Origin of the sequence: Pseudomonas sp. NMS19W (assembly GCF_051554255.1) — a bacterium.
GTDB classification, from domain to species: domain Bacteria; phylum Pseudomonadota; class Gammaproteobacteria; order Pseudomonadales; family Pseudomonadaceae; genus Aquipseudomonas; species Aquipseudomonas kribbensis.
On sequence record NZ_CP136718.1, the window covers coordinates 3,654,850 to 3,674,009 of the forward strand.

The 19,160-nt window shown below is 60.5% G+C and carries 17 protein-coding genes and 2 pseudogenes; 8 read left to right on the forward strand and 11 right to left on the reverse strand.

Annotated elements, in window-relative coordinates:
* The first annotated feature begins 22 nt into the window (after positions 1-22).
* The gene (locus R1A29_RS16560) at positions 23-922 is read left to right on the forward strand and encodes a bestrophin family protein (protein WP_438298945.1); all 900 of its coding nucleotides are present in this window, start codon (positions 23-25) and stop codon (positions 920-922) included.
* Here R1A29_RS16560 and R1A29_RS16565 read toward each other — a convergent pair whose 3' ends face one another.
* From R1A29_RS16565 to R1A29_RS16575, 3 genes are all read right to left on the reverse strand, one after another.
* Positions 923-2,209: an ATP-binding protein gene (locus R1A29_RS16565; RefSeq protein WP_134826337.1), complete on the reverse strand. Its 1,287-nt coding sequence runs from the start codon at positions 2,207-2,209 to the stop codon at positions 923-925.
* Positions 2,210-2,917: a response regulator gene (locus R1A29_RS16570; RefSeq protein WP_085711475.1), complete on the reverse strand. Its 708-nt coding sequence runs from the start codon at positions 2,915-2,917 to the stop codon at positions 2,210-2,212. It lies immediately after the preceding gene.
* A gap of 139 nt (positions 2,918-3,056) precedes the next feature.
* Positions 3,057-3,665, reverse strand: a complete 609-nt coding sequence (locus R1A29_RS16575) for a tRNA-(ms[2]io[6]A)-hydroxylase (protein WP_266200049.1) — start codon at positions 3,663-3,665, stop codon at positions 3,057-3,059.
* Positions 3,666-3,823: 158 nt separating this feature from the next.
* Here R1A29_RS16575 and R1A29_RS16580 point away from each other — a divergent pair, with 158 nt between their 5' ends.
* The gene (locus tag R1A29_RS16580; protein WP_085711476.1) at positions 3,824-4,687 is read left to right on the forward strand and encodes a universal stress protein; all 864 of its coding nucleotides are present in this window, start codon (positions 3,824-3,826) and stop codon (positions 4,685-4,687) included.
* A gap of 45 nt (positions 4,688-4,732) precedes the next feature.
* Here the strand turns inward: R1A29_RS16580 and R1A29_RS16585 are convergent, their stop codons facing one another.
* Positions 4,733-5,203, reverse strand: coding sequence for a DUF1289 domain-containing protein (locus R1A29_RS16585; protein WP_085711613.1), 471 nt, complete (start codon positions 5,201-5,203; stop codon positions 4,733-4,735).
* 467 nt (positions 5,204-5,670) lie between these two features.
* Between R1A29_RS16585 and acnB the strand changes: the two genes are divergently transcribed.
* Positions 5,671-8,280: a bifunctional aconitate hydratase 2/2-methylisocitrate dehydratase gene (gene acnB, locus R1A29_RS16590; RefSeq protein WP_119427309.1), complete on the forward strand. Its 2,610-nt coding sequence runs from the start codon at positions 5,671-5,673 to the stop codon at positions 8,278-8,280.
* A gap of 67 nt (positions 8,281-8,347) precedes the next feature.
* On the opposite strand, the pseudogene R1A29_RS16595 reads toward acnB, so the two are convergent.
* The 5 genes and pseudogenes from R1A29_RS16595 to R1A29_RS16615 all read right to left on the reverse strand — a co-directional run bounded on the left by R1A29_RS16595 (position 8,348) and on the right by R1A29_RS16615 (position 12,792).
* A pseudogene (locus R1A29_RS16595) lies at positions 8,348-9,990 on the reverse strand (SulP family inorganic anion transporter).
* Between the two features lie 4 nt (positions 9,991-9,994).
* Positions 9,995-10,611: pseudogene (locus R1A29_RS16600) on the reverse strand (ParB-like protein).
* A 137-nt stretch (positions 10,612-10,748) separates the two neighbouring features.
* A complete protein-coding gene (locus tag R1A29_RS16605; protein ID WP_438298946.1) occupies positions 10,749-12,029 on the reverse strand; it encodes an HAAAP family serine/threonine permease in 1,281 nt (426 codons plus the stop codon).
* A gap of 256 nt (positions 12,030-12,285) precedes the next feature.
* On the reverse strand, positions 12,286-12,456 hold the full coding sequence (locus tag R1A29_RS16610; protein ID WP_167443778.1) for a hypothetical protein: 171 nt from the start codon (positions 12,454-12,456) through the stop codon (positions 12,286-12,288).
* Between the two features lie 48 nt (positions 12,457-12,504).
* Complete coding sequence (locus R1A29_RS16615; protein WP_371320928.1) at positions 12,505-12,792, reverse strand: hypothetical protein; 288 nt, start codon at positions 12,790-12,792, stop codon at positions 12,505-12,507.
* Between the two features lie 180 nt (positions 12,793-12,972).
* Between R1A29_RS16615 and R1A29_RS16620 the strand changes: the two genes are divergently transcribed.
* The 5 genes from R1A29_RS16620 (at position 12,973) to R1A29_RS16640 (ending at position 17,363) form a co-directional block, all read left to right on the forward strand.
* Positions 12,973-13,356: a tautomerase family protein gene (locus R1A29_RS16620; protein ID WP_438298947.1), complete on the forward strand. Its 384-nt coding sequence runs from the start codon at positions 12,973-12,975 to the stop codon at positions 13,354-13,356.
* Between the two features lie 206 nt (positions 13,357-13,562).
* Positions 13,563-14,087, forward strand: a complete 525-nt coding sequence (locus tag R1A29_RS16625; RefSeq protein WP_438298948.1) for a cysteine hydrolase family protein — start codon at positions 13,563-13,565, stop codon at positions 14,085-14,087.
* 139 nt (positions 14,088-14,226) lie between these two features.
* Positions 14,227-15,195, forward strand: a complete 969-nt coding sequence (locus tag R1A29_RS16630; protein WP_438298949.1) for a 2-hydroxyacid dehydrogenase — start codon at positions 14,227-14,229, stop codon at positions 15,193-15,195.
* Positions 15,196-15,489: 294 nt separating this feature from the next.
* Positions 15,490-16,557, forward strand: a complete 1,068-nt coding sequence (locus tag R1A29_RS16635) for a phosphotransferase family protein (RefSeq protein ID WP_438298950.1) — start codon at positions 15,490-15,492, stop codon at positions 16,555-16,557.
* A gap of 38 nt (positions 16,558-16,595) precedes the next feature.
* Entirely contained in the window at positions 16,596-17,363 is a 768-nt protein-coding gene (locus tag R1A29_RS16640) for an SDR family oxidoreductase (protein ID WP_085687598.1), read from the forward strand.
* Positions 17,364-17,408: 45 nt separating this feature from the next.
* On the opposite strand, the gene R1A29_RS16645 is transcribed toward R1A29_RS16640, so the two are convergent.
* Both R1A29_RS16645 and R1A29_RS16650 read right to left on the reverse strand, forming a co-directional pair.
* Complete coding sequence (locus R1A29_RS16645; protein WP_248742052.1) at positions 17,409-18,062, reverse strand: trimeric intracellular cation channel family protein; 654 nt, start codon at positions 18,060-18,062, stop codon at positions 17,409-17,411.
* Positions 18,063-18,908: 846 nt separating this feature from the next.
* Positions 18,909-19,151: a DUF1652 domain-containing protein gene (locus tag R1A29_RS16650; protein WP_085711500.1), complete on the reverse strand. Its 243-nt coding sequence runs from the start codon at positions 19,149-19,151 to the stop codon at positions 18,909-18,911.
* Between the last annotated feature and the right edge of the window lie 9 nt (positions 19,152-19,160).

Genomic DNA, 19,160 nt, shown 5'->3' on the forward strand with positions numbered 1-19,160 from the left:
ACGTTTTCAAGGCAAAAACAGCATGATCATCCGACCCAAGGTCAACCAGTTCGCCATCCTGTTCACCCTCAAGGGCTCGATTGCCAAACGCATCGCCCTGCGCACCCTGATGGTCACGTTGCTGGCGTCGGCCATCGTGCTGGTGGAAATCCTCCACCCGAGCAACTTCACCAAGGTCAACGCCACGCCGTTCACCCTGCTTGGCCTGTCGCTGTCGATCTTCATGAATTTTCGCAACAACGCCTGCTACGACCGCTGGTACGAGGCGCGCAAGGCCTGGGGCGAGGTGATCGTGCATGTGCGCTCGGTGATTCGCGAAACCCATGTCATCCGCGAATCGGCGCAACGCCGCTTGCTGTTGCTCAACCTCTGCGGTTTTGCCCATGCCCTGAATGCTCGGCTGCGCCGGGAAAACGAAGCTGCCGCCAGTGCCGAGTGGATCACCCCGCAACACGACGCACAGGTGCCGGATTACAGCGGGCGCATCCTGCAAGCCGTCGGCCAGCAATGTTCCGACCTGCACGAAGCGGGGGATCTCAGCGAATGGCGCTACATGCTGCTGGCCAATCACCTGACCAGCCTGACCCAGGCGCAAGCGGTGTGCGAGCGGATCAAGAACACCCCGCTGCCCTTCCCTTACACCCTGCTGCTGCACCGCACGATCTACCTGTTCTGCATCCTGCTGCCGTTCGCCATGGCCGAACCGCTGGGCTGGCTGACACCGCTGTTCACCGCGATTGTCAGCTACACGTTCTTTGGCCTGGATGCGATTGCCGATGAACTGGAAGATCCGTTCGGCCGCGATGAAAACGACCTGCCGACCGATGCGCTGGTGCGGGGTATCGAGCGGGATATTCTGGCGGAACTCGGTGTCGAGCCTTTGCCTCCGGCGCTGAAACCGGTGGACTACGTGCTCAGTTGATCAATCCAGATGCGCCCAGGTCATGCGAAACGACGCCCCGCCCCACGGTGAATCACCAACCTCGACCCGACCGCCATGGGATTGCGACACACGTCGCACCAATGCCAGGCCGAGACCGAAACCGCCGGTGCGGCGGTCGCGGCTGGCGTCCAGGCGCGAGAACGGTTCGAAAATCTTCTCCCGACCGGCCAGCGGCACACCCGGCCCGTCGTCGTTGACCTGCACTTCGTATTGATCGCCGATGCGCACCAGCGACACCTCGACCCGCTGCTCGGCATATCGAATGGCGTTACGCAGCAGATTGATCACCGCCCGCGCCATGAAGCGCGGCTCGATCCGTACTTCTTCGACCCGACATTCGCCGATCAGCAGTTGCACGCCGGCCGCCTCGGCTTCCAGGGCCACGCTGCCCACCACGCTGTCGAGCCAGTTGGCGGCCTGAATGTTCTCCCGGGTGATCACCGTCGCGCCGCGTTCGAGGCTGGCGTAGGTCAGCAGTTCGGAGACCATTTCCTCCAGCTCGCCAAGGTCGGCATACATGTCGGCGATCAGTTCGCGGTTCTGGCTGGCGTCCGGTTGTTGCTTGAGCTGGTCAAGTTCGAATGACAGCCGGGCAATCGGCGTGCGCAGTTCATGAGACACGGCATTGGTCAGTTCACGCTGATTGGCGATCAGGCCTTCGATGCGCGCCGCCATCAGGTTGAAGTGTTCGGCCAGATCGCGAATGTTCGAGCGTTTTGAAAGCTGGATACGTGCGGAGAGATCGTTGTCGCCGAAACGCTCGGCGGCCAGGCGCAGTTTTTCCAGATCACGCCAGTGCGGGCGCACCCAGAAGTACAGGACGATCCCGAGCAGCACGGCCAGCATCATGTAAGCCGCCGAGATGTAGAACGGCATCAGGCTCGGCTCCGGCGGCAGCTTGATGCTGAGCAGTTGCGAGCCGCCGTCGATGTTGCTGATGAACTGGGTGTAGTCGTGGCGGATCACCAGCAGGCCCTGGGCCAGTTCGGCTTTTTCCTCATCGCTGAGGTTCAGTTGATCGGCCTCGACCAGACTCAGCGTCAGCCCGTAGTGCGGGCGCAGCGCGTCCAGTTGCGCCTCCCGCGCCGCGCCTTTCTGGTCGCGCATGTGCTCGATCAGCGACCAGGCCTGGCCACGCACCGCCTCGCGGTTGTAGGCCTGCATCTGGTTGTCGAGCAGCGCGTTGAAGGTATGTTCGACGGTTTGCAGCGCCGCCACCAGCCCGACGGTCATCACCAGAAACAGCCCGAGAAATAACCGCAGCATCTACAACTCCCACGCAAACGGATTGAACAGATAGCCTTTGCCCCACACGGTCTTGATGCACACCGGTTCGCGGGGGTTGTCCTTGAGTTTGTTGCGCAACTTGCTGATGTACACGTCGACGCTGCGGTTGAGGCCGTCGAAGGCAATGCCGCGCATGCGGTTGAGAATGTCATCGCGCGACAGGATGTTGCCGGCGGCACTGGCCAGCAGCCACAGCAGTTCGAACTCCATGGTGGTCAGCTCGATCAGTTCGCCGGCCAGCCGCACCTCGCGGCAACTGCGGTCGATGTGCAACTGACCGAACTCCAGGGAACTGACCACGCCGCTGTCCGGCACTTGCCGGCGTTGCAGCGCCCGCAGACGCGCGAGCAGCACTGGCGGCTTGATCGGCTTGATCACGTAATCGTCGGCCCCGGACTCCAGGCCCAGAATGTGGTCGAGGTCGTCTTCCTTGGCGGTCAGGATGACAATCGGTGTGTCCGACACGCTGCGGATTTCCCGGCACACGTGCAGGCCGCTCTGCCCCGGCAGCATCAGGTCGAGCACCACGACTTTGGGCTTGAATTCAAGAAACGCGGCCACGGCCAGATCGCCGCGATGCACCGTGCGCACCTCGTAGCCGTGTTGTTCGAGAAAGTGGGCGATCAGCGCGGCCAGCCGCTCATCGTCTTCCACCAGCAGGACTCTGCCAAAACCCAGGTTATCCATAACGACCGTCGCCAACCCTCAGTGAAGTGGGCGACATTATGGCGGCATTCGCAGGCAAGACGATTATCGCGGGCAGCAAAAACCGGCCGCTTGGGCCGGTTTTCGTTGATGTTTCATGCTCTTAAGAGTTTTTAACAATTCATGCCGCGACGGGTACGCCGCTGTGGAAACGGAATTCCTCGTCCGGGGACTCGATCAAGTCCTGCTCGGCGGCGCGGACTTTCTCGATCACTTGGGCAATGTCCCTGGCGTCACCGTACTGGTAGGCCAGTTTCAGGTAACCCTGGAAATGCCGGGCCTCGCTTTTCAACAGGCCGAAGTAGAACTTGCCGAGTTCTTCGTCCAGATGCGGCACCAGTGCTTCGAAACGCTCGCAACTGCGGGCTTCGATGAAGGCGCCGACCACCAGGGTGTCGACCAGTTTCACCGGTTCGTGGCTACGCACCACTTTGCGCAGGCTCGAGGCATAACGACCGGCGTGGAGCTGGCGCAGTTCGATCTTGCGCCGCTTCATGATGCGCATCACCTGTTCGTGGTGCACCAGTTCTTCCCGGGCCAGGCGCGACATCATATTGATCAGATCGACATGGGAATGGTACTTGGCGATCAGGCTCAACGCGGTGCTGGCAGCCTTGAACTCGCAGTTCTTGTGGTCGATCAGCAGGGTTTCCTGATCGGCCAGCGCGGCCTGGACCCAGGCGTCTGGCGTGCGGCAGCCAAGGAATTCGTGGATTTCGGGAAGGATCATGGGGCTCACGGTCAAAGGTGTTCGAGCGAAGGGCGCCGATTATACCGGCCTGCCCGCAGACCACCAGCGCCAGCCCTTGATATGCATCAAGTCGCGGACGGATGCGCAGCAACTATAGTTGTGCAACGCCGTGCCTTTTCATTGCTGGAGACTCACTCATGCAAGCCATTCGCAGCATTCTGGTGGTCATCGAACCCGAACACGCGGAAAGTCTGGCGCTCAAGCGCGCCAAGCTGATCGCCGGGGTGACCCAGGCCCATCTGCACCTGCTGGTCTGCGACAAGAAGCACGATCACGCCGGCATGCTCAGCGTGCTCAAGGCCGCGCTGCTGGCGGACGGCTACAGCGTCACCACCGAACAGGCGTGGAACGAGAGCCTGCACGAAACCATCATCGACGTGCAGCAAGCCGAAGGTTGCGGGCTGGTGATCAAGCAACATTTCCCCGACAGTTCGCTGAAAAAGGCCCTGCTGACCCCGGCGGACTGGAAACTGCTGCGCCACTGCCCTACTCCGGTGCTGCTGGTGAAAACCTCGGCCTCCTGGAAAGACCGGGTGATTCTGGCGGCAGTCGATGTGGGCAACGCCGATGGCGAACACCGTCACCTGCACACCACTATCATCGACCACGGCTATGACATCGCCAGCCTGGCCAAAGGGCATCTGCACGTCATTACCGCCCATCCGTCACCGATGCTCTCGGCCGCCGACCCGACTTTCCAGCTCAAGGAAACCATCGAGGCGCGCTATCGCGAGCAATGCCGGGCGTTCCAGGCTGAATTCGATGTCGATGACGAGCATTTGCATGTCGAGGAAGGTCCGGCGGACGTGTTGATTCCGTTCATGGCGCACAAACTACAGGCGGCGGTGACAGTGATCGGCACCGTGGCGCGCACCGGTTTGTCAGGGGCGTTGATCGGCAATACCGCCGAAGTGGTGCTGGATGCGCTGGAGAGTGATGTGCTGGTGCTCAAGCCGCAGGAGGTTGAAGACCATCTGGTGGAGTTGGCGGTGAAGCATTAAGCACTGTTGTCATCCTGTGGCGAGGACACTTGCCACAGGTAACGCTTACTCGCCCAGTGCATCCTTCAGGAAACCCGGTGCGATGTAGCGCTGATAGTGCGCTTCCGACAGCAGGAAAAATTCCCGATCAATGGCATCGCGCAGTTCCGGCAGGTTCCAGTCGCGAAACTCCGGCAGCAGCACCATCCCGTAGGCTTCCAGATTGATGATCACCCGCGCGCCCCGGGCGATCAGCTGATACGCCCAGCAATATTCCGACTGATGCGGCACGAAGCGGATCTTGCGCTGTTCCAGCTGCTGGCGCAGGCGCGCCGGATCGAAGACCTCGACCTTGCTCGCCATCACTTGTGACAGCAATTGCTCAAGACGCAGCCACACCGCGCGCTTTTCTTCCTCGTTGTAACCGTTCCAATGGATCACTTCGTGGTGGAAACGCTTGCAGCCACGGCACACCAGATCACCGTAAACAGTGGAGCAGAGGCCGACGCAGGGGGTCTTGATGGTCTGATTGGGCATAAATGGGCAGAACACTTGAAACGCGGAACAGGTCGGCATGTTAGCCCTTTGTCCGGCATTCATCACCCCTCAAACGTCAGGGGCAAGCGCTGGATCGGGGTTTGGCCTACCCACGCACAACGCCACCAAAGTCCAATAGAGCCCGACTTACCTTTAAATTTTTTTGCCGTAGAATCAGCCAGCCTTTTTAGGCGCCAATGTCCGTTAGAAGCTGTTTTCAAAGCGTCACGAGCACAGTCGTTCCTTCAGAGCGGTGTTGGCGAAGGGTTTTTCCAGCGGGGAAAAGCCCAACGCCAACCCTCATCAGCTCCCCGTTCTGCAGGCGTAAAACTTTGAAAGCAGCTTCTGTAAGGAATTGCCGGTAATTCTGGCCGAACGACCCACAACGTCGTGAGGAGCATGAGTACGGCAATTTCGGGATGAGCGTCCCGGACACCCATTTGGGACCACTGATGAGGGTAATAACTGTGCTTGAAGCCTACCGCAAACATATCGAAGAGCGTGCAGCACTGGGTATCGTTCCCCAGCCGCTTAACGCCGAACAAACTGCAGGCCTGGTCGAGCTGCTGAAGAATCCTCCGGCTGGCGAAGAAGCTTTCCTCGTTGACCTGATCACCAATCGCGTACCACCAGGAGTGGACGAAGCCGCCTACGTCAAGGCCGGTTTCCTCTCTGCACTGGCCAAGGGCGAAGTCTCCTCCCCTCTGCTGGACAAGAAACGCGCTGTAGAACTGCTCGGCACCATGCAGGGCGGCTACAACATCGTGACCCTGGTCGAACTGCTGGACAACGCCGAGCTGGCGCCAGTGGCCGCCGAAGAACTCAAGCACACTCTGCTGATGTTCGATGCCTTCCACGACGTGGCTGAAAAAGCCAAGAACGGCAACGTTCACGCCAAGGCCGTGCTGCAATCCTGGGCTGACGGCGAGTGGTTCAAGAAGCGCCCTGTGCTGGCCGACAAGATCAGCCTGCGCGTCTTCAAGGTGACCGGCGAAACCAACACCGACGACCTGTCCCCTGCTCCAGACGCCTGGTCGCGTCCTGACATCCCGCTGCACGCCCTGGCCATGCTGAAAATGGCCCGTGACGGCATCGTTCCGGACGAGCAAGGCAAGACCGGCCCGATGAAGCAGATCGAAACCATGCGCGGCGAAGGCTTCCCGATCGCCTACGTCGGTGACGTGGTCGGTACCGGTTCCTCGCGTAAATCCGCGACCAACTCGGTTCTGTGGTTCTTCGGCGACGACATCCCTTACGTGCCGAACAAGCGCGGCGGTGGTTTCTGCTTCGGCAGCAAGATCGCTCCGATCTTCTACAACACCATGGAAGATGCCGGCGCACTGCCTATCGAGTTCGACGTATCGAACATGAACATGGGCGACGTGATCGACCTGTACCCGCACGCTGGCAAAGTCTGCAAGCACGGTACTGACGAAGTCATCACCACCTTCGAAATGAAGACCCCGGTCCTGCTGGACGAAGTCCGCGCCGGCGGCCGTATCCCGCTGATCATCGGCCGTGGCCTGACCGAGAAGGCTCGCGCCGAACTGGGTCTGCCTGCGTTCGACCTGTTCAAGAAACCTGAAGCACCGGCCGAAAGCACCAAGGGTTACACCCTGGCGCAGAAAATGGTCGGCAAGGCCTGCGGTCTGGCAGAAGGCAAAGGCATCCGTCCTGGCACCTACTGCGAACCGAAGATGACCACCGTAGGTTCTCAGGACACCACCGGTCCAATGACCCGTGACGAACTGAAAGACCTGGCGTGCCTGGGCTTCTCCGCTGATCTGGTGATGCAGTCCTTCTGCCACACCGCGGCTTATCCAAAGCCGATCGACGTGACCACCCACCACACCCTGCCTGACTTCATCATGACCCGCGGCGGCGTTTCCCTGCGTCCGGGCGACGGCATCATCCACTCGTGGCTGAACCGCATGCTGCTGCCGGACACCGTGGGTACCGGTGGTGACTCGCACACTCGTTTCCCGATGGGCATCTCGTTCCCGGCCGGTTCCGGTCTGGTCGCGTTCGCCGCAGCCACCGGCGTCATGCCGCTGGACATGCCGGAATCGATCCTGGTGCGCTTCAAAGGCAAGATGAAACCTGGCATCACCCTGCGTGACCTGGTTCATGCCATTCCTTACTTCGCTATCCAGAACGGTCTGCTGACCGTCGAGAAGAAAGGCAAGAAAAACGCCTTCTCCGGCCGCATCCTGGAAATCGAAGGCCTGGAAGGTCTGACCCTGGAACAGGCGTTCGAACTGTCCGACGCCTCGGCCGAACGTTCGGCTGCCGGTTGCACCATCAAGCTGTCGAAAGAATCGATCACCGAGTACCTGCAGTCCAACATCACCCTGCTGCGCTGGATGATCGGCGAAGGCTACGGCGATGCGCGTACCCTGGAGCGTCGTGCTCAAGCGATGGAAGCCTGGATCGCCAACCCGCAACTGATGGAAGCCGATGCCGACGCCGAATACGCCGAAGTCATCGAAATCGATCTGGCCGACATCAGCGAGCCTGTACTGTGCGCGCCGAACGACCCGGACGACGCCCGTCTGCTGTCCAGCGTTGCTGGCGAGAAGATCGACGAAGTGTTCATCGGTTCGTGCATGACCAACATCGGTCACTTCCGCGCTGCCGGTAAACTGCTGGATCAGGTCAAGGGTCAGCTGCCAACCCGTCTGTGGCTGTCGCCGCCGACCAAGATGGACGCTCACCAACTGACCGAAGAAGGCTACTACGGCATCTACGGCAAGGCCGGCGCCCGCATGGAAATGCCAGGCTGCTCGCTGTGCATGGGTAACCAGGCACGCGTCGAGCCGAACAGCACCGTGGTGTCGACGTCGACCCGTAACTTCCCGAACCGTCTGGGCGACGGCGCGAACGTCTACCTGGCTTCGGCCGAGCTGGCGTCCGTGGCTTCGATCCTGGGTCGCCTGCCGACCGTCGAGGAGTACATGGAATACGCTGGCAAGATCGACAGCATGGCGGCCGATGTTTACCGCTACCTGTCCTTCGACCAGATTGCCGAGTTCCGTGAAGCTGCTGCGAACGCCAAGATTCCGGTCGTTCAAGCCTAACGCTGCAACGCAATGAAAAACGCCGCCCATCGCGAGATGAGCGGCGTTTTTTTATGCCTGCGGAAACTCATGCATTGAGCTTGAGTGCCTGCTGAACCGCCTCGTCCACACTCAAACCACTCAACAGCACCTGCTCGCGCTCCAGCGCCGGCAATTGCGCCAGCACGGTCTGCGCCTCATGTTTGAGACGGGCCAGAATCAACAGTTTGTCCTCGGCCCGCACCTGCAGGAAGAACGCTTCCAGCGCCTCGATGCTGGTGCCATCCAGATCCGGTGATTCTTCCAGGCTCAGGATGATCGTGTGCACCGTCGTAGGCGCATGCCGAGCCAGCCGCAGCGCGCCGCCAAGAATCCGTTCCACGTTGGCGAAAAACAGCGCCTCACTCGGCCGTACGATCAGCACGCCGGGAATTTCCGGGCATCCGGATGGCGCTGCACGTCGACGTAATCGTGACCGCCGCCCATTTGCCCCAGCACCTGGATATCCGCCGAGGACATCTGCTTGAGCATCAGCACCACGCTGATCGCCACCGACAGCAGCAAACCGTCGAGCACACCCAGCACCAGTACCGCCGCCACCGCGCAAATCACCAACAAGCGGTCACGGCGCCAGAAGAAGTAGCGACCCAGCGGTTGCAGGCTCAGCGCCCGTCCCAAGGCGTGAATCACAATCGCGGCCAGTACCGGCTCCGGGGTCAGGGCGATGTAAGGCAGCACGGTCAAAACGATCAGCAACACCACTGCCGCTGCGACAACTCCCGCCAATCGCGATGTAGCCCCCGCCGCTTCGTTGGCCGACGTCGCCGAATACCCGGCCCCGGCGGGCATGCCATGAAACAGCCCCGACAGCAGATTGGACGCGCCAAGGGCCAGCAGATCGCGGTTCGAGGACACCCGGTCGCCGTGTTTCAGGGCAAACGAGCTGATCGAGCCATAGGACTCGGCATACAGAATCATCACCATGGCGAATGCCAGCTCGCCGAGCCGCAGCCAGTCGGCAAACGGCATGTTCGGCAACTGCGGCATCTCCAGCGCCAGGTCGATGATTCCGATCAGCTTCACGCCGTAGGCCGGCAGGTTCAGCCATTGGCTGGCGGCGATACCCAATGCGACAACAATCAAGCCACCCGGCACCCGGCGAAAACGGGCGCAGGCCATCAGCACCAGCAACGCCACCAGCGCTACTCCGGCGCCCGCCAGATTCCATTTTGGCCACTGCTCGATCAACTGCGGCAGAAAGCGAACCAGGTTGCTCTCAGTCAGGTGGACATCGACGACGCTCGCCACCTGCTTGAGGATGATCGTCACTGCCAATCCCAGTGCAAAGCCACGCAACACCGGTTTGGCGATGAAGGATGTCACGCTGCCAAGCTTGAACAACCCCGCCAGCAGAAACAACACCCCGGTCATCATCACCAGGCCGACCGCCAGGCTCAGGCGCAATGCCGGATCCCCGCCAGCCAGCGACGCGGTCGCCGCCGCCAGCACCGCCGCCGAGGACGACGTGGCCGAGACCACCGCAAAGCGGCTGGTGCCCATCAACGCGTAACACAGCAGCCCGGCGAACAACGCGATCACCCCGGCCTGGGGTGGCAACGCGGCAATGCTGGAATACGCCACGGCCTCGGGCAGTAACAGACCGGCAATCGACAACCCGGCCAGCAGGTCCTGGCTACGACTTTGCACTTCGGGTCGGGAAGCGGCACTCAGAGGTTCAGTTGACAATCGGACCCACCCACCCTGGCAGATACCGAGCTTCCTGACTGCGGGCCAGATTCATGGCTTTGGTCTGCAATTTGGGACTGAGGTCGTTGATCTGATCACTGGCGATGCGGCTGCGAAAGAAGTCCGCCCAGAGAAACTCGCTGTAGGGCGTCGCGTCCTTGGCGTAGCCACCGGCCCGGCGCAAGCGTCCGGCGAGGCTGCGATAAGGATCGTCCTGCAGATCGGCGATGGACTTGGGAATGGCTTCAAAGGTGCGCCGGACACCGCGACCGTCGTAGGGTGCGCCCACTGGTTGAAGTTCATCACGTTCCAGAAGGTCACCGTGTCGACAAACGAAAGGTCCTTGAGCACCAGCAAGGAGGCCTTCTTGACCTCTTCCTCGATCAGCGCCAGACCAAAGTGATGGTGATCGACGATGTAATAGACGCCTTCAGGCCCGAGCACACTGGGAAACCAGTGATTGTCCAGCGCTGCTGCCCGCTCCTTGCGCTTGAGCTTTTTCCATTCCTGGCGCTTGTCGGCGACTTCGGCGAGGCCGACCGTGAGCTGAGTGGGATGGAGTTTTTCCAGTTTGGCGCTGATCAATTGGGGTCGTGCACGGGGCATGAGGCATCTCCGGGGAAAAGTGCCTTTCAAGCGTAGCCGTTTATGCCTTGGGATGCGTGCCCTGGATCAGGCACTGAGGAGGTCTTGCAGAAGCGGGGGCGAATGGCTCGCCCCCGTCTGGAACTGCCGGCCTGGAATCAGGCGGCCAGCGAATAGATCAACGCCGAAATGGCCACCAGACCTACAGCGGTAACGAACACGTTCGACGCCTGACCACGATAGCGCGCCATGGCCGGTACCTTGCGGATCGCGTACATCGGCATCAGGAACAGGATCGCCGCGATGACCGGGCCACCGATGGTTTCGATCATGCCGAGGATGCTCGGGTTCAGGGTCGCCACGATCCAGCACACCACCAGCATGAACGCTGCAACGATGCGATCCAGCGCCTTGGCACCCGGACGCTTGCCGCTCTTGACGATCAAACCTTTGAGGCCTTCGCTGGCACCGATGTAGTGGCCGAGGAACGACTTGGAAATGGCCACGAACGCAATCAACGGCGCGGCGAACGCGATGGTCGGGTTGCTGAAATGGTTGGCCAGGTACGACAGGATCGACAGGTTCTGTGCCTTGGCTTCAGCCAGTTGTTCCGGCGACAGGGTCAGCACGCAGCTGAAGACGAAGAACAGCACCATCACCACCATCAGCAGGTGGGCGCGGGACAGGATCTGCGAGCTGCGTTCGTCGGCATGAACGCCGTAACGACGCTTCTGGTCCACCGCGAACGCCGAGATGATCGGCGAATGGTTGAACGAGAACACCATCACCGGAATCGCCAGCCACAGCGTATGCAGCAGCGCCGACGGCGCCGGCACCTGCGAAGCGGTGCTCAGGATGCCGCCGTTCCAGTGCGGAATCAGGTACACGGCGAGGAACAGCAGCGCAACGATGAACGGATACACCATCAGGCTCATGGCCTTGACGATCACCTGCTCGCCGCAACGCACCACGGCCAGCAGGCCGAGGATCAGCACGAACGACAGCAACGCGCGCGGTGGCGGCGTGATGTGCAGTTGGTGTTCGAGGAAACTGGCGACGGTGTTGGTCAGGCCAACGCTGTAGATCAGCAGGATCGGGAAGATTGCGAAGAAGTACAGCAGAGTGATCAGCGCGCCGGCCTTGATGCCGAAATGCTGTTCCACCACGTCAGTGATGTCGGCGCCTTCGCGACCGGAAAGCACGAAGCGGGTCAGGCCGCGGTGTGCGAAGAAAGTCATGGGGAATGCCAGCAGCGCGAGGATCACCAGCGGCCAGAAGCCACCCAGACCTGCGTTGATCGGCAAAAACAGGGTGCCGGCGCCGATGGCCGTCCCGAACAGTCCCAACATCCAGGTAGTGTCATGGCGATTCCAGCTCGACAATTGGGCTGGTGCTGCCGTTTCAAAGCGTTGTTCGACGCTATTGGCCTGATCATTCATCCGGTCGGATCTCCGCATTCCGGTCACTTGCCACTCGGTCAGGACGCGTCGGAAAAAACCGACAGACATGCTCCGGCCGAAACAGGGGCGCGATTCTCCGCGATAAATGAGCGGAAGCAAAGACTTAGCTGAGGAATGGTTGTGCGGAGCAGATTGGAAGGTTGTCGCTTTTGGGAAAATAGCTGTCGGCACCAGATACGTAAAATGTCGTTTTATGACACGTTCTGGCGCCGAATGCGCCATGGGGGAAACCCGATCAAATCGATCGGGCCAACATGAAGCCAAGGGACATGCAAAAGATGCCCAGACCCAGCAAGCCCCAGATCGGGCGCATTTCTTTCCTGTTTTTGATCCGTATTTTTTCGGCCCACTCATCGTGTTCCCGTTCCAATTGTTCCATTCTGGCTTTGGCGTCATAGGTACTCATGTTGATTTCCTTTTGGGTCATGTGTCTGAAGATGGCGAAAACGAACGCTCAAAACCTGAAAAAGACGCCAGCCAATGCCGCGCTTGCCGTTAACACACCGGCCACTACCGCGACTGGATAAAAATACGTCTCCCATTTCAGCTTCTTTTCTTCCGCCAGAAGCTTTTGCCGTTCAGCCACAAGTTTTCGCGTTTCGTTATGCAGCCTGTCGAGTTCCAGGTTTTCACGGTTGTTCTGAAGCATTGGCCTTCCTTGGCTGATGGCAATTTCCGTCCAGGCCGCCGCTTCATCCTGAAGAACTCGCCCTGTCCTGCTCTCTATGGTTTCGTGCTTCACATCTCGCCGTATAGCGGATAAATCCGGCAGTACTCGTAGGCAACATCCGTAAATTCAGCAGGACGCGGGCATCCGTTTCCTAACGTTTTTAAACAACCTCACAGATTGGCATTTTCAGCTATACCCAATGGCGAACCGACTGACGGCCCTTTCCAGTCCCCTGCCCCATGGAGCCCGCTCATGCCTCTCGTCCGCGTAGAACTCAAGAAACACCCCGACCCGACCTTCGCCAAACGCGTCGGCGAGCAGATCTACGCCGCCATGCGCAGCACGATCAATGTCCCGGAGCACGACAACTTCCAGATCCTGGCCGAGCACGACGGCGAGCATTTCGTCTTCGATCCGCAATACTTGGGGATCCAGCGCAGCGACCAGTTGGTGATCATCCAGATCACCCTCAATGAGGGCCGAACGCTGGAGCAGAAAAAGGCGCTGTACCAAACCATCGCCCAGAACCTGTACACGCACCTGTCGATCCGTCTGGAAGATGTATTCATCAATCTGGTCGAGGTGAAAAAAGAGAACTGGTCGTTCGGCAACGGCATTGCTCAATACGCCAGTTGACAGCCTGTTGACGCCGCCAGCATGATCGGCCCCATGAACCTTCGCGCGCTGCACCTCACCCGTACCACCACGACCGCCACCGGCGGGTCGTGGTGTTTGCGCCTGAGGTAAACCAGCGCAGCAAACCCGAGGCCCCGCCAGCAATGGACGGGGCCTTGTTGTTTCTCCCGTCCGTGCGGCACGTTTGGTACCCAAGGAGAAACACCATGTCCGCAGCACTGTTGATCATCGATATGCAGGTCGGCCTGTTCCAGGGTCAGGAAAAACCTCACGACGGCGAACGCATGCTCGCCAACATCCAGCACTTGATCGCTCAGGCACGCCACCGCCAGGTGCCGATTTTTGCCGTTCGCCACACCGGCCCGGCCGGCTCACCGATTGCCGCCGGCAGTGCGTTCTGGCAACTACTGCCAGCGCTTGAGCTGGATAGCGCAAACGCCACCCTCTTCGACAAATCCCGCCCCAACGCCTTCCACGGCACCGACCTGGCCCGGCAACTCAACGCCGCGAAAATCGAAGACCTGTACATCGTCGGCATGAAAACCCAGTTCTGCATCGACAGCACCTGCCGTGCCGCTGCCGAGCTGGGCTTCAAGCCATGGCTGGTAGCCGATGCCCACACTTGCATGGACACCCCCGCACTGCCGGCCCGGGCGATCATCGAGCACCACAACGCAACCCTCGGCGCGGCGTTCGCGCGGTTGATCAACACCGCCGACATCGCCTTCTGACGAAGCGCCCGCGCACTCCCCGCATCAGCTCCTACACTGGCTGGTGCGGGGCAATGTCGGCCATTGCCAAACCGCTCTGCAATCAGCACTCTGACACGACTTTCGCGACCGACACGCCGACGATCACAGGAGCCGAGCAATGCCCGCCACCGTTCTGGTACTGGTTGAAACCATCAATGACTACCTGCCCATTCTTGAACGACAGGGCTTTCACCTGATTCTTGCCCCGACGCCCGCCGAACGCGCCCAGGCCATTGCCACTCACGGCGCCCGCATCGACGCAGTGCTGACCCGTGGTCCGCTGGGGCTGTACGCCGAAGAAATCGCCGCATTGCCCGCGCTGAAAATCATCTGCGTGATCGGCGCCGGCTACGAACAGGTGGACCTGCAAGCCGCCAGCAACCGGGGCCTGACCGTAACCAATGGCGCCGGCGTCAACGCCTCGTCGGTGGCCGACCATGCCATGGCATTACTGCTGGCACTGGTGCGCGATATTCCGCGCTGCGATGCGGCGGTACGCCGTGGCGAATGGCCGAAGATCATGCGCCCGTCCCTGGCGGGCAAGCGGCTGGGGATTCTCGGCCTCGGCGCAGTGGGCATGGCCATCGCCAAACGGGCGAACCTGGGCTTCGACATGGAAATCAGCTACCACAACCGCCAGGTGCGCAACGACGTGCCCTACACCTTCTGCTCGACCCCGACCGAACTGGCGCGGGCCTCGGATTTTCTCGTGGTCGCCACACCCGGCGGCATCGGCAGTCAGCATCTGGTGACCCGCCCCGTGCTCGATGCCCTGGGACCAAAAGGCTTCATCGTCAACATCGCCCGCGCCAGTGTGATCAACACCGCCGACCTGATCAGCGCCCTTGAACAACGACGAATCGCCGGTGCTGCACTGGATGTATTCGATCACGAACCCCGGGTGCCGGATGCGCTGAAAACCCTGAGCAATGTGATTCTCACGCCACACGTGGCCGGCCTCTCACCGGAAGCTACCCAGGGCACGGTGGAACTGGTGGGGAAAAACCTCGTGGCGTTCTTTACCGGGGAGCCGGTGCTGACCCCCCTGGCCCTGCCGCCGAAACAGAATAACCAGCGCGTGCACTAAAGCACGCCGAGCAACGCCCACGAGCGCCGCAACTCGTTGTTTGCCGAAAACAACGTGCTCAGCGGCCTTATTCCCAAGTCCTGTCGGATCGAATCCCTGTCTCGATGATCGCTGCCCGGTTGCGCATCAGCATGCTGTTGGCAGCGCTCAACGGCATCCCGCCGCGCACATTCTCAAAGGTGATTATCGTCCAACACGCTAACCTATAAGACCGAACCGCGCTTGTGACCGCCCGAGCGCGCCATTAGATTAGCCAATGATGTCTGGCCTCCAAAATAAGCAGAAGGGATAAGCATGGCGCTTACTGACCAGTCCACCCGTATCCGCTCTGGCGAAGAACTCGATGCCAGCCTGATCGATCCGTACCTCAAGGCGCACATTCCGGGCCTGACCGGCACGCCGCAGATCAGCCAGTTTCCCGGCGGCGCGTCGAACCTGACCTATTTGCTGGAATACCCGGACCAGGAATTCGTCCTGCGCCGTCCGCCGTTCGGCCACAAAGCCAAGTCCGCCCACGACATGGGCCGCGAATTCCGCATCCTCAACCAGTTGCGCGACGGCTTCCCGTACTGCCCGAAAGCCTACGTGCATTGCACCGACGATTCGGTGATCGGCGCCGAGTTCTATGTGATGGAACGGGTCAAGGGGATCATCCTGCGCTCGGACCTGCCGCCGGAACTGGGCCTGGATGCAGCGAAAACCGAAGCCCTGTGCAAGAGCTTCATCGACCGTTTCGTCGAGCTGCACCGGGTCGATTACAACGCCTGCGGCCTCGGTGATCTGGGCAAGCCTGAAGGTTACGTCGCCCGCCAGATCAAAGGCTGGAGCGAACGCTACGAAAAAGCCCTGACCCCGGACGCACCGCACTGGGAAAAGGTCAAAGCCTGGCTCAACGACAAGATGCCGGCCGATCACCCGACCTCCAGCATCGTGCACAACGACTACCGCTTCGACAACGTCATCCTCGACCCGAACAACCCGATGCAGATCATCGGCGTGCTCGACTGGGAACTGACCACCCTCGGCGATCCATTGATGGACCTGGGCAACACCCTCGCCTACTGGATCCAGGCCGACGACCCGGCCCCGGTGCAACTGATGCGCCGCCAGCCGAGCCACGCCCCAGGCATGCTGACCCGTCGCGAATTCGTCGACTACTACGCCGAGCGCTCGGGCCTCCAGATCGACAATTTCGACTTCTACTACACCTACGGCCTGTTCCGCCTGGCCGGCATCGTGCAGCAGATCTACTACCGCTTCTTCCATGGCCAGACCCAGGACAAACGCTTCGCGCAGTTCATTCACATGAACAAACTGCTGGAGCAGATGAGCCTGCAGGTCATTGCCAAATCCAGCCTCTGATGACGGCGTTATAACAAGGCTCACTACAAGGGAATCCCATGTCCAAGACTCAGTTGTTCGACCTCGACGGCAAGATCGCTTTCGTCTCCGGCGCCAGCCGTGGCATCGGTGAAGCCATCGCCAAACTGCTGGCCCAGCAAGGCGCCCACGTCATCGTTTCGAGCCGCAAACTCGAAGGCTGTCAACACGTGGCCGACGCCATCATCGCCGCCGGCGGCAAGGCCACCGCCGTCGCCTGCCACATCGGCGAAATGGAACAGATCAGCCAGGTCTTCGCCGGGATCAAGGAACAGTTCGGCCGTCTGGACATCCTGGTCAACAACGCCGCGACCAACCCGCAGTTCTGCAACGTGCTGGACACCGACCTCGGCGCCTTCCAGAAAACCGTCGACGTGAACATCCGCGGCTACTTCTTCATGTCGGTGGAAGCCGGCAAGCTGATGCGCGAAAACGGCGGCGGCAGCATCATCAACGTGGCGTCGATCAACGGCATCTCGCCGGGGATCTTCCAGGGCATCTACTCGGTGACCAAGGCCGCCGTGATCAACATGACCAAAGTCTTCGCCAAGGAATGCGCGCAGTTCGGCATCCGCTGCAATGCCCTGCTGCCGGGCCTGACCGACACCAAGTTCGCCTCGGCCCTGGTGAAGAACGACGCGATTTTGAAACAGGCGCTGACGCAGATCCCGCTCAAGCGCGTGGCCGACCCGAGCGAAATGGCCGGCGCCGTGCTGTACCTGGCGAGCGATGCCTCGAGCTACACCACCGGCGTATCGCTGAACGTGGACGGCGGTTTCCTGTCCTGATCCACTTCCGATGCAAACGAAAAGGCAGCCCAAGGGCTGCCTTTTTCATGCTTCCAGAACCTTCGGCAATTGCCAGCCGAAATGCACCGACAACAAGCGCAACAACAGACACGCCGCACCCGCCAGCAACGCAGCCGCCACCGGCGAAACGCCCAGCCTGCGCCCGACGATCAACACCGCCGCGCCGACAAACGCCGAACTGGCATACAGATCCGCCTGCAACACCACCGGCACCCGCGCCAGCACAATGTCCCGCAGCACCCCGCCACCGACGCCGGTAATCGTGCCCATCAGCATGGACACAAACGGCGAAATGCCGAAATTCAACGCCTTCTGCGCCCCGGCCACGGCAAACAGCGCCAACCCCGCCGCGTCCAGCACGATCAGGGTCGAACCGGACCAGCCCAGCACCTGCTCATGAAAAACAAACGCCACCCCGCCCATGGCAAAGGCCAGCGCCGGATAGCGCCAGTCAGCCACAGCCTTGGGCGGCGTAGCGCCGATCAACAGATCACGGGTCACCCCGCCGCCGAGCGCAACGATGAAGGCAATCACCATCACGCCCAACAGATCGAGTTGAGCGTGCATCGCCGCAATGGCGCCTTCAACGGCAAACACAGCGGTGCCGACCAGATCGGCCACCAGCACAATCCACTCGACCCGCGCCTTCGACGGCGCGTGCGTTATTGAGTGACGCAACGCGTCTTGGTGATGTGTCGGGTTACCTGCCCGTCGGCATACATGTCACCGGCGACTTCGGTATTTTCCATCACCTGACAGGTGCGTTCAGGTGGCGGTGGCGGCGCTGCCGGCGGAGGGGGTGGAGGACTGGCACAGCCACTGAGCAGCACCAGACCGAAAGCCGACAACAACGAAAAACACACGCGTTTCCCAGGATTGTTCATAGGATGACCCGCGATAAATGGAAGAAAAACTCCCGTCGCCGAGCGTGCAAATACCCGGTTATGGAAACCGAACCACTCATTCCTTATAGACCAGTGGGGGGTGAGTGCCAGTGGAATGGTGGGATTGGGGGGAAATGGCTGTCGATTTTGAGGTGAGTTTGTGAAATGGACCGTGCGTTTCGATCGAACTTTGAACAATCTCAAGAGCCAGCCCTCACCCTAGCCCTCTCCCGGAGGGAGAGGGAACTGACCGAGGTGTTTGTGGGAGATACGCCGACGTGCAATATCGAGTTGAACTCGGATTGTTAAAAAGCCTGCTTTTGCTCTTCACCACTCAATACGATGAGCGTTAGCTCGAGTACCGCTTTTGATCGCAGGGCCCGTCGGCAGGCTGAGTGGAGGGATTGATCCGGGGGTGGGAGCGCAGCGACCGTTTGGCGAAGCCAAACACATCGAGAGGAGGTGCAGCGAAGCAAACCGTAGGCGATGCCCCCGGATCAATCCCGGAGCGAAGGAACCCGAGCCACAGCGAGGGCCGAACGTCAGGGTAAAGACTTTTTGGTTACTTTTGAGGCGTTTGTCAAAAGTGACCCGCTGTAAAAGCGGAACCGCCAGCCGCAGCACCCGAAGAAACGGATATTCACCCAGGCGACCGCAAAGAATTACTCTCAAGCTCATACCGCAATTCATCAATCAAGGCATCCACCGCTTCCGGCGTACGCAAGGCACCCAGACTCAACCCACTGATCACCAGATCCACCCGCCCCGAAACCGGCTCATACAACTTCACCGTAAGCGAATGATCCCCATCCACCACACACTCACAAGCCAACGGCGAAAAACTGCGCTCAAGCTGCGCCCGCAACTGCGCCAGATAAATCATCGCGCCAGC

Excerpts from the sequence above, each read along its gene's own strand:
- R1A29_RS16605 (WP_438298946.1), bottom strand. The coding sequence starts at position 12,029 with ATGAATGATCAGGCCAATAGCGTCGAACAACGCTTTGAAACGGCAGCA.
- R1A29_RS16580 (WP_085711476.1), top strand. The coding sequence starts at position 3,824 with ATGCAAGCCATTCGCAGCATTCTGGTGGTCATCGAACCCGAACACGCG.
- R1A29_RS16560 (WP_438298945.1), top strand. The coding sequence starts at position 23 with ATGATCATCCGACCCAAGGTCAACCAGTTCGCCATCCTGTTCACCCTC.
- R1A29_RS16575 (WP_266200049.1), bottom strand. The coding sequence starts at position 3,665 with ATGATCCTTCCCGAAATCCACGAATTCCTTGGCTGCCGCACGCCAGAC.
- R1A29_RS16610 (WP_167443778.1), bottom strand. The coding sequence starts at position 12,456 with ATGAGTACCTATGACGCCAAAGCCAGAATGGAACAATTGGAACGGGAA.
- R1A29_RS16620 (WP_438298947.1), top strand. The coding sequence starts at position 12,973 with ATGCCTCTCGTCCGCGTAGAACTCAAGAAACACCCCGACCCGACCTTC.
- R1A29_RS16635 (WP_438298950.1), top strand. The coding sequence starts at position 15,490 with ATGGCGCTTACTGACCAGTCCACCCGTATCCGCTCTGGCGAAGAACTC.
- R1A29_RS16625 (WP_438298948.1), top strand. The coding sequence starts at position 13,563 with ATGTCCGCAGCACTGTTGATCATCGATATGCAGGTCGGCCTGTTCCAG.
- R1A29_RS16640 (WP_085687598.1), top strand. The coding sequence starts at position 16,596 with ATGTCCAAGACTCAGTTGTTCGACCTCGACGGCAAGATCGCTTTCGTC.
- R1A29_RS16630 (WP_438298949.1), top strand. The coding sequence starts at position 14,227 with ATGCCCGCCACCGTTCTGGTACTGGTTGAAACCATCAATGACTACCTG.
- R1A29_RS16570 (WP_085711475.1), bottom strand. The coding sequence starts at position 2,917 with ATGGATAACCTGGGTTTTGGCAGAGTCCTGCTGGTGGAAGACGATGAG.
- R1A29_RS16565 (WP_134826337.1), bottom strand. The coding sequence starts at position 2,209 with ATGCTGCGGTTATTTCTCGGGCTGTTTCTGGTGATGACCGTCGGGCTG.
- R1A29_RS16585 (WP_085711613.1), bottom strand. The coding sequence starts at position 5,203 with ATGCCCAATCAGACCATCAAGACCCCCTGCGTCGGCCTCTGCTCCACT.
- R1A29_RS16650 (WP_085711500.1), bottom strand. The coding sequence starts at position 19,151 with ATGATTTATCTGGCGCAGTTGCGGGCGCAGCTTGAGCGCAGTTTTTCG.